7 protein-coding genes are annotated in these 10,449 nt (G+C 51.9%); 6 read left to right on the top strand and 1 reads right to left on the bottom strand.

The window, feature by feature from the left end; all coding sequences use genetic code 11:
• Positions 1-94: 94 nt before the first annotated feature.
• Positions 95-466, top strand: a complete 372-nt coding sequence (locus K1558_RS03565; protein ID WP_238649976.1) for a hypothetical protein — start codon at positions 95-97, stop codon at positions 464-466.
• Positions 467-581: 115 nt separating this feature from the next.
• Here K1558_RS03565 and K1558_RS03560 read toward each other — a convergent pair whose 3' ends face one another.
• A complete protein-coding gene (locus K1558_RS03560; protein ID WP_238649975.1) occupies positions 582-2,459 on the bottom strand; it encodes an ABC transporter substrate-binding protein in 1,878 nt (625 codons plus the stop codon).
• 198 nt (positions 2,460-2,657) lie between these two features.
• Between K1558_RS03560 and K1558_RS03555 the strand changes: the two genes are divergently transcribed.
• The 5 genes from K1558_RS03555 (at position 2,658) to K1558_RS03535 (ending at position 10,387) form a co-directional block, all read left to right on the top strand.
• On the top strand, positions 2,658-4,304 hold the full coding sequence (locus K1558_RS03555) for an AraC family transcriptional regulator (protein WP_238649974.1): 1,647 nt from the start codon (positions 2,658-2,660) through the stop codon (positions 4,302-4,304).
• Between the two features lie 120 nt (positions 4,305-4,424).
• Positions 4,425-5,387 carry an ABC transporter substrate-binding protein gene (locus tag K1558_RS03550; protein WP_238649973.1) on the top strand — a complete coding sequence of 321 codons (963 nt, stop codon included), beginning with the start codon at positions 4,425-4,427 and terminating at the stop codon, positions 5,385-5,387.
• 12 nt (positions 5,388-5,399) lie between these two features.
• Positions 5,400-6,146 (top strand): hypothetical protein, encoded by a 747-nt coding sequence (locus K1558_RS03545; protein ID WP_238649972.1) that lies wholly within the window; start codon positions 5,400-5,402, stop codon positions 6,144-6,146.
• Between the two features lie 154 nt (positions 6,147-6,300).
• Positions 6,301-8,361, top strand: a complete 2,061-nt coding sequence (locus tag K1558_RS03540) for a methyl-accepting chemotaxis protein (RefSeq protein ID WP_238649971.1) — start codon at positions 6,301-6,303, stop codon at positions 8,359-8,361.
• A 49-nt stretch (positions 8,362-8,410) separates the two neighbouring features.
• On the top strand, positions 8,411-10,387 hold the full coding sequence (locus tag K1558_RS03535; protein ID WP_238649970.1) for an AraC family transcriptional regulator: 1,977 nt from the start codon (positions 8,411-8,413) through the stop codon (positions 10,385-10,387).
• Positions 10,388-10,449: the final 62 nt, after the last annotated feature.

The raw sequence follows: 10,449 nt of genomic DNA, 5'->3' as shown, positions 1-10,449 counted from the left end.
GATCGTCTTTGTCTTCGTTTAGAGAACGACCGACTTACTGAATAATTCTAGTTCAACTTATATAGTAAAAAAAGAAGCGAGCGAAAGCCGACTCGTGCTAATCGACTGGCAGTTCATGAGTATATCAGGTATCGGCGAGGACTTGGGCAAGTTATTTGGCGTGAACATGAGTCTTGGTATTATTCCACCTGAACAATATCTAAGGTTTCAAACCTCTTTATATAATGCGTACCTAGAGGGGTTGCGAGATATGGGATGGCAGGGTGACGCAGGATTAGTGAAATATGGCTTCTGTCTAAGTACTGCCTTGAGAAGTGTGTGGGAGGTTCCACAGTTCTTCTCCATATTGGCTCAATTAGAGGATGATCCAGACAACACTCAGCTCAAGGAAAGACTTAACCGGCTTGACTGTATTATTAATGTACATAAACAAATGGCTATGGAGGCTGATTTTATAAGTTTGTAGTTGTACATGTTCGAACCTGCTTATTACACAAAAGCCTCCCGAAGGAGGCTTTCAGCAGTGCTTATCGCATATCAACTTTTTTAACCTGATACTTCACAATCTCCCCGCACCCTTCCTACTCCTGCAGCTTCGACACCTGCTCAATCAGCGCATCCACGCCCCGGTCCACCGTGTAAGGCCCATTGTTCCAGTTGGCGCGCGAGACGTTGATAATCCGGTTATTCTTCACCGCAGGGATGCTCTGGTAGACCGGCTCCTTGAACAGCTCATACATTGCGGCCAGCTCTTCATCCGTCATCTGCGTGAAAAAGTAATCCGCCGGCTTATCCACCAGGCTCTCCATAGACAGCGCTGTTCCCCCATCGGCATACGGCTTGAATTGCTCCGGCATGGTGAAGCCGAAATCCTGATAGATCAGCTTGCCCAGGGTGCCACCCTCACCTCCAAGCAGTACTTCCCCTTTATGGATAATGAAGGAGATGGCGGTCGTGCCTTCGTCGATCTTCACGTTGATGCTGTCCCGGATGCCCTGCAGCTTCTTATCGAACGATGCAATCCACTTCTCGGCCTCGTCCTGCTTGCCCATCAGTTCACCCATCGTCCGCAAGGTGTTGACCACATCCGGGTCACCGCCCCAGGCGACAGCCACGGTCGGAGCAATTTTCTCATAGGTCTCTATGACATCTTGGCCCAGATAATCCGGGATAATAATCAGATCGGGCAGCAATGCCGAGATTGCCTCCACACTGCCCGTTCCTGAGCCGACATTCTCCACATCCGCCATCTCTTCCTTATACTGCTCCAGCGTCTCCTGGTTGACGCCTGCCGGCTTCAGACCGAGGGGAAGCATATACCCGCCGTAAGCGAGGGCCACGACCTGAGCGGGTTCAGCCGGAACCTCCACTTCTCTGCCGAAGGCATCGGTGAACAACCTGGTGGCCTTGTCTTCAGCAAGCTTCGTATTTCCGCCTCCACAGCCTGCAAGCATCATAGACAAGCTGATTAAGAGGGTTATCGCGAATAAGGGCGTACGGCTAACTTTCAAATCATTCACACTCCGTCTTTTGTATTGATAATGATTATCATCGATATCAATATAGCGTGCATCCCTCCAGGGAGCAATGAACGATTCCGGCATCTCTTTGGTAGGATTTGAACCTTCCAGAAGCGGAGCGTGCATTTTGAACTGTGCGGGAGTCTCTCCGTATACCTTTTTGAACAGTCTGCTGAAATAATAGAAATCCGTATACCCCACCCGTTCAGCCACATCGCGGATCGGTGCGTCTGTCCCGGCCAGCAGGCTTCTGGCGTGCTGCATCCGGGTACGGCTCACGTATTCCATCGGACTGCACTGATATTTGCGCTTGAATACCCTCACTAAGTGATGGGTGCTGTAATGAAACAACTCAGCCATAGCGGTCATGGACAGAGGCAGGTGATAGAATTCCTCAATATAACGGCCGATCTGCTCAGCCAGATCTGTCTCCGGCTCCTGCTCCACCGCCAGCGCAAGCTGACGAAATTGTTCAGCCACGAACTGATAGAACAGCCCGGTCACCTGCATCCGTTCCAGCTCTCCGCCGCACTTCCATAGCTGAAACATACGCTCCAGCAGGGAGAGAAGCACCCACGGGTCACTCCCGGGGAAGGCGTATCTCTGCTGAAAGGCATCAGGATTGTCCCCGCCTCCTTCTGTAAAGGGACTACCTGTCCACGGTTTGTATAGAATGAGGTAATAATCTAACGGATGACTGAGACTTGCGACTTGAAAAACGGTGCCCTTGCCGCCATGAATAACCTGTGAATGGGCTGCTGTACCTCCGGTCCCGTCGAGCAGGATTACAGCCTCTCCCTGATTGGTGAACACAAACACACTTGACGGAAAAACGTACCGCTGCTGCTCTCCGGGCCCCATGCTCACATGACGGATATCCATAATTCTAACCGGCACATGGTTCCATGCCCGAATGCTGTCTGTCATCTCGAATCTCACAAGTCTTCCCCCTGGCTGCCCGTCCACAGTAAATTCCTATCATTATAATTGATAACCATTATCATTTACAACATGGCAGCTCCACAACATAGGCTATGCCTCCCTGGTGAGCTATAATAAATCTAATGAATTCATATAGAAAATATAGAGACAAGGCAAAATCAACAGCCTTACGCACACAGAAAGGCAGTGCAACCAATGAATGATAAGAATCGTCTCTCTCCTTCAGCTGCCTTCGGTCAGCTTGATCAGATGTGGTTCAGGCTTCGTAGTATCACGCATAGCAGCCGTTCAAGCGGCGGGTGGCCGCTGCGGCTGCAATTTCTGGAATCGTACATGCTGCTGATTCCCATTGCGGGCCAGAGCCTAATTACAGTGGATGGCGAATATCGCGAACTGAAGACTGGAGCTGTATTCGTCTGTCTGCCGGGACAGTTGATCGAGACATCATTGGAAGATGCAGGGGAACAGAGTGTCTACATCCTGCGGTTTGATGTGTTTAGCCAGCATAGTATGCCGGAAGAAAAGCAGCCGTTCCTCCCGGCGGAGCCTCATCTCCCCTTCCCTCTGGAAGGAGCGGTGGCCGTTCAATCAACGATTACATACAGTAAGCATTGTGAGGCCATTACCCATTGCTTGGAGAGTCCGAACCCCTTACAGCGTCTGCTTGCCCAGAGCCGGTTCTATGAGCTGCTGTACAGTCTGCTGAGCAGTACCGGAGAATCACGGACAAGCGATACGGATGCGGCCATGGAACGGGCCAAGCTCTATATCGAGCAGCATTACCGCGAAGAGATTACCATCGGTCTGCTCGCTGCTGAAGCAGGCACCAGCATCAGGCACTTCATCCGGCTGTTCAAGCAGAGATATGGTCTCAGCGCGATCGAATACCTGACCGAATACCGGATCAGGCAAGCAAGAAGCCTGATGCTGCCGCATACGGACTATGATCTGAAGGATATCGCAGCTTACGTCGGATACAAGGATGTTCCTTACTTCCGGCGCAAATTCAAGCAGATCACCGGAATAGCGCCGGCAGCCTTCATGCGCAATGCCAAGCAGAAAATTGCTGTTCACGACAGCATTCTCATCGGGGTACTGCTTCCCTTGAATATTATTCCGTGCGCGGCTCCCGCGGAGCATCCCTGGACAGAATACTACCGGCGGAAATATGAGACGGATGCGGTGCTGCCCCTTGCTGAGGATCAGACGCTCCGGCTGCAGCAGCTTGCCGCTCTCCATCCGGATTATATTCTTGGGCTGGAAGCATCGGTAAATCCGCCCTTAATGATGGAGCTTCAAGCGATTGCCCCCACTTTTCTTCTGTGCCAAACCGATTGGCGTTCGCAACTGATCTGCATTGGAGAATGCCTCGGCAAGACGCCGGATGCAGAAGTCTGGCTGGATAACTATGAGCGCAAAGCCAAAAGCGCCAGGGCAGAACTTGTTCAAGGTCCCGTTAAAGACAAATTGCTCATTGCCCGCATAACCGGACAGACAATCACTGTGTTGTCTCACCGGAGCTTGGCCGAGGTGTTCTACAATGATCTGCATTATACCCCGCCATCCATTGTTGACCGTAAGCTAAGCCGTCAGACATTGACTCTGGAGGAGCTGGAATCGGCAGATGCGGACTTACTCCTGTTCATCGTAGACGAGGATGCAGATTCTCAAGCCGCCTGGTCCCTAATCCGGGAGAATGAGTTATTGCAGTCCCCTGCTCCTGCAGGACATTTCCGAATCGGAATCGAACAGCTTCCTCCCTCCCCCTGGACAGAGTACACCGCATTCACCCATGAGCTGGTGCTGGACCTGGCACCGACTCTGTGGCGTAATCGGACATAAAAAATTGGCGTGATAGTCAATAGGCGAAACAAGCATATTGTTTTATACTCCTAACAGTGATATTGATTCTCACTCTCAGGTGAGGCAATTGGCATTGATACTCAGGAGGTTATCGAAGATATGCGACAGATGAGACAAGGAATAACGTTGTGCATGGCGATTGTTATGACATTGGTCATGACAGCATGCTCCAATAACAGCGGACAGGTCAAGGTGGCCGCAGACACCGAAGCAGCTTCCCGGGTAGTAGGCAGTGAGAAAGGCGAGGTTACAATTCCCGCCCACCCTGCAAGGGTGATCGGACTGTCAGTAGTCTACCCGGAATTCCTGCAAGCCTTAGGGGTTACTCCCGTTGCTGTGCAGAACTACCAGGAGGATTACCCGACTTATCTGGAGGAGCCGTTCAAGGATACGCTGAAGATGGGCATTGCCCAGACCCCGAATTTCGAAATGATCCTCTCAGCCAATCCTGATCTGATTCTCGCTCCCACGTGGTGGTCGGCTAAGGATTACGACCAGTTGTCAGGAATCGCTCCGACGGTTCTGCTCCCGCAGCGCGATGACTGGCGCGATGAGCTGAAGGATATCGCCGGGGTGCTCGGCAAGACGGAGCTTGCAGAGAAGGTGATTCAGGATCTGGAGGCCAAGGAAGCGGAAGCGAAACAGAAGCTGGATGATCTGGCAGGCAATGAAACGGTGATGTACATGATGGTTATGCCAGGCAGCTTCATTCTCTACGGAGATCAGATTGACCGCGGAAAGTTCCTTCACACTACGCTTGGTCTGAAGATGATTCCGAATTTCCCGGACACCGATTCTTCATTATCGATCTCGCTGGAGAAGCTGCCTGAGTATAATCCCGATCACATCTTCCTTCAATTAAATAATGAGGATGATGCTGCGGTTAAGCAGACCTATGAGGATCTGCTGAAGAGTCCCTTATGGAAGAACATGACTGCGGTCCAACAAAATCAGGTCTACACGATGGCCGGCAAGGACTGGTTCAACCTGGGCATGTCCCCTATGGCTAACAGCTATGCGGTGGATGCGGTGCTTGAAGCCTTTGAAGGGAAGTCTAAATAAGGGGGATTCAGGATGAACGGCACTGGCAGACTCCAGGGGACTGAGCGTTTCTTCATCCCTCCCGAAGCCATTGAGGACGCAGAGATTACTCTGCCGCTGGGCAAATTATGTATCCCTGCACAAGCTGATCAGCTGCTTACTGCGTATGCTTCTATGCTAGGGACAGAGGATAAACGAATAGCGGCAGCCATTCTGTGCAGCTGGATTGCCGGGATCTGCGGAGCCAAATACGCACTGCTCGCAGCTGGAGACCCGCTGGCCCCGGCCCTGCGCCTGAATAATATGTCTGTCCAGCTCGTCCGCACCGAAGGTTACCCCGAGTTCGCCTTCCCTATCCATAATCAGCGGGAGAGCAGCCCTGAGCAGAGAGGGAATGGTAAAAACCTAACAGAAGAGCTTGGGAGGTTCTACAGGAACGAGGTGAGACCGATGATTGCTGCGCTTGCCGAGACTTCGCAGACCAGAGCAGTGATGCTGTGGAAGCAGATCTATAATCAGTTGTATACTTTTATCGAAGAGGATGCTCTGGAGGCCTCTAATGAGTGCAGCCGCAGCCAGATCCACAGGAATTTCCAAGCTTCACTGTGGGAGTTGAAGCCTGAGGTATTCGGACTCCGCAGCAATCCGTTCCGCATCACCCCCAAGTTCCGGAGAGACCCCCTCCCTCCGCACGATACGATATCCGTGAAGGCTACCTGCTGTCTAGCCTATAAGCTCAGGACTGATCACGCCTATTGCGGCGGGTGTCCCATCCTTTAGCTGCTCTCCCCCATATGCTTCTGCACCGGCTTGGAGCCTTCTTCCAGCCGGTTTTTTTGTGAAATTTAACGGGGTTAACTCTACAAGAATATCTTCGGGATTCCGACATATTACCTAAGAGCCTTCGCTCTAATACATATACGGGAGATGACCTATGTCACAGCCAACTTTGAAACGGGCAGTCCGTTCGACCAGTATCGCCAACACATTGGCCCTTGTACTGCTTGTCATTATTCTTGTCGTCTTCTCCATTCTGGGCACCTACTTCTATTCCAGCACCAGATCCATTCTCATCGGCCAGCAGGAATCGCTGCTGATGACCAAGACGCAGGGGATCGTGAGCCAATTCGATGCATTATTCAAGGAAAAGGGCTCCCTGGTTAAACAAATGTCCACTAACTCGATTTTTCAAAAATATATTGAAAGCACCACACCAGAGCAAATTAAAACCTCGCCCCATGCCGCAGAAGCACTCGCTACGCTGGCGGACATTGTGAAGTCGGAGCCTTCCTTTGCCGATGCCTGGGTAGCCGGGTTCTCCGGGAAGGGGTACTTCCTCCAGCATGACGGTCTGACCTCCAAGCCGGACTTCGATATCCGCGCACGCCCCTACTTCAAGCCCTTATCTGAAGCCAACGGTCTCTACTATTCCGAGCCTTATGCCGATGTCAATAATGGCACTATGCTGATGGGGATTTTCTATCCGATTATGAATGACAGCAACGAAATGATCGGCCTCATTGCCGCAGACATTGCCTTCGATGATATCCCGAATATTATGCAGAGCTATTCTCTGGGCAGCACGGGGTACTCTATTCTGGCTACACGCGCCGGGGATCTTCTCTACCACCCGGATCAGACGAAGGTGCTGAAAGCCAAAATCACAGAGCTTCCCGGCGATCTCGGGGCAACCGGCAAACAAATGATGAATGGTGAATCCGGCGTATCGCTGATCCAAGATAACGGCGAGTCCCGATATATCGGCTATGCCACCAGTAAGGATACCGGATGGTCTGTAGGCTTAACGATTACCCGGCAAGAGGCGCTTAGCGAGCTGAGCTCCTTCGCCCGGACAACCATCGCCGGCTTCGCGGCTGCCGCCCTTCTCCTGGTGTTCATCTCTTATCTCACGCTGCGTTATCTGCTGCGCTCCATTCCCAAACTGCTGGCTGCCATGAAGCGGATCGAAGACGGGGATCTAACCGTTCAGTTCCCTGAACCATCCCGCAACGAGATCGGCCAGATTGCCGGGGGGATGGCCAACATGGTGCAGAAGATTCAGGGCATGATTCAGGTCATCCATAATACGGCTCAGATGCTGACCCAGTCCTCCAGCAACCTGCAAGCCATTTCTGCCAAAACAGCAATCACCATGAACGAGACTGCCACGGCCATCAATGAAATTGCCAATGCCACCAACTATCAGTCGGTTGAATCGGAGAGCATTCTCCACAAAACCGGTGCCTTGTCTAATCAAATTGACGAGATCACCAGTGACGCTCAGGCTGTAGGGTCTATGGTACAAACCTCAGCGCAGCTCAGCGGATCAGGTCTGGACTTGGTAGAGCAGCTCTCCAGAGCCGCGGAAGACAATCACAGATCTACTCAAGCGATGTCATCGCTCATTGAGGAGATTGACCTGAGCCGTCATGAGATTTCGGGCATCGTCGGCACAGTGAATCAAATTGCCACACAGACCAATCTGCTCGCCCTGAATGCTTCTATTGAAGCTGCCCGGGCAGGCGAGCATGGCAGGGGCTTCGCGGTAGTAGCTGGTGAGGTACGCAAGCTGGCCGAGCAGACCGCCCGGGCTACAGAGGAAATCTATAAGAAGGTCAGCGCCATTGAGGAAAAAACAAGCCTGTCTGTACAGCACACTACGCTTAATCTTTCGATTGCAGAGGAGAATGCCCAATCCGTAGAGAATGCCAAGCAGGTCTTTGTTAGCCTGAACAGCGATCTGGAGGAATTGAAGGTACGGATACTGCAGATCAGCAATAACACTTCGGTTGTCCACAAGCACAAGGATGAGATCTTGCAGGCGATTGAGGTGATCTCTTCTACCACCGAGGAGAATTCCGCCTCTACCGAAGAGGTCAGCGCCAACACACAAGAACAGCTGGGCAGCATCGAGCAGGTAGCTGAACTCTCCAAGGAGCTGAGCCAAATCTCGCTGAAGCTGGAGGAAGAGCTGCGGCAGTTCAAGCTGGAATAGCGGGTGCTACCCTGGCGTCCTTCGGAAACCGGAAAGGAGGGAATCCTCATTGGACAAAACTATAAATATACAAGAACACCTCCTCATCTGGACTCATGCATCGATCCAAGTGATGGATATCCGGCATATTCGTATACAGACCGGCGATGAGTTCAGACCCTATCTGTTCCCCTCCAGTGCTTATCTATACGTTACACATGGCAGCGCATCTGTGCTCTTGGACGGAGCTGAGCATGCTGCCAAGCCCTATTATCTGCTTCACGGGGGTAAGGGCACCTGTCTGGACATCCGCCTTACAGAGCCTTCCTTCCAATACTACCTTATTCTGTATAAATCCAGCTTGCCGCTGCCTTGGAAGCGATATGGACGGGAGCATCCGGACGGAGTTCTCCCCTTCAGCCTGCAGTTCGGCTTCATTCCGCTCCATCCGGCAATTCTCTACCAATTGGCTGAGCAGATGCTGGAGGAATGGCTGGCGCAGGAACGTCTGGAACAGCTGCATGTCAAAGCATTATTCTATCAATTTGTCTATGAACTGCTTCAGCAGATGGATCAGCAGCAGGTCAGCCCGGTTAGACCGGATCTTACCTCCCAGCTAGTCCGTTATATGGAGCAGCATTATGCAGAGCCGGTCACGCGGGATTCACTGGCACGTATTTTTAACTACAGCGCTCCTTACCTGTCCAAGCATTTCCGCCGCGAGACCGGGACAAGCATCATTGATTACTTCATCCGTATCAGGATGAACCGGGCGGGAGCCTTACTGCAGCAGACTGACTTATCCATGCAGGAAATTGCACGCAGCGTCGGGTACACGGATGTATCCTACTTCATCCGATTGTTCAAGAAGACGGCTGGAGTTCCACCCGGAGAATTCAGAAATAATTCGTTGCGCAAGGCAAACGGTTCTTATCGTCCTATCATTAGGCTCGAATCGTCCATTGCTCCGCGCAGGCTTCGTCACTATATTGATAACAGAGATGATAATCATTATCAATACAGTGGAAAAGGAGTTTTACCGATGTACAAGAGCAAATTACCAGTAGGAGTTGCATTATTGCTGTGCATGACGCTCCTGCTAAGCGCCTGCGAAAGGCCCGCGAACACGCAAGGCGGAGCAAGCAATGTTACACCAGGCCCGAAAGTAAACACTAGCAGCAATACCGCCAATGCAGCGGCAAAGAATACAAACGGCAGTTCCGGAACCATAACCTTCAAAGCGGTTAACGGTGATATACAGATTCCCAAAAATCCGCAAAGAATCGTTATGGTGGCTGGAGCCTTCACCGGGCATCTGCTGGCGCTTGGGTTAAAGCCTGTAGCAACTGGAGATGAATCCTTCAATAACTATACAGAAGGTAAGCTGGATGACGTGGTCAACCTAGGGAATGACATCCCTTACGAGCAGATTATTGAGCTTCAGCCGGATTTAATTGTGGTGTGGAATGACCCGGCTGCGATCGAGAAGCTGACCCAGATTGCACCTACCGTCGCTGTTGATTACGGAGTCCCTTTTCGTGAGCAATTAATGGAGTTCGGGGCAATGACCGGCCGGGAAGAACAGGCCAAAGCCTGGATCGAACAGTGGGACGCCCAGATTGCCAAGTACAAGCCGCTTGTGCAGCAGGCTGTAGGGGAGCGCACGGTTTCGATTTTTGATGCGGGAAGTGCCAAGGAGTTCTATGCTTACGGCAGCTTTGGCCGGGGCGGCGACATTATCTACGGCGAGTTCGGGATGAAGGCTCCGCCAATTATTCAAAAGGAAGCCATAGACAGCGGCCAGGGCTGGGCCAAGCTCTCTCTTGAGCTGTTGCCGCAATATGCCGGTGATTATATCTTTATCAGCGGATGGACGGGTGAAGAGAATGCCGCGTGGATCTTCGAAGGCAAGCTCTGGGACAGCCTTCCTGCAGTCCGCAATAACCATGTTTATCGCGAGAATAGCCGAGGCTTCGTATTCAGCGACCCGATCTCGCTGGAAGCCCAGCTTCAATTTGTAGTAGACAGCTTCCTGGGAACGAAGTAACTGTCCCCCGCAGCCTTCCGGCGGGTTTGCCAGCAAACCGGGCTGTCTATTACAATGACAGT

The organism is Paenibacillus piscarius (assembly GCF_022234545.1).
Lineage (GTDB): Bacteria > Bacillota > Bacilli > Paenibacillales > Paenibacillaceae > Paenibacillus_AQ > Paenibacillus_AQ piscarius.
The sequence above is the reverse complement of the archived record's forward strand: the minus strand, read 5'-3'. Positions and strand labels throughout refer to the sequence as shown.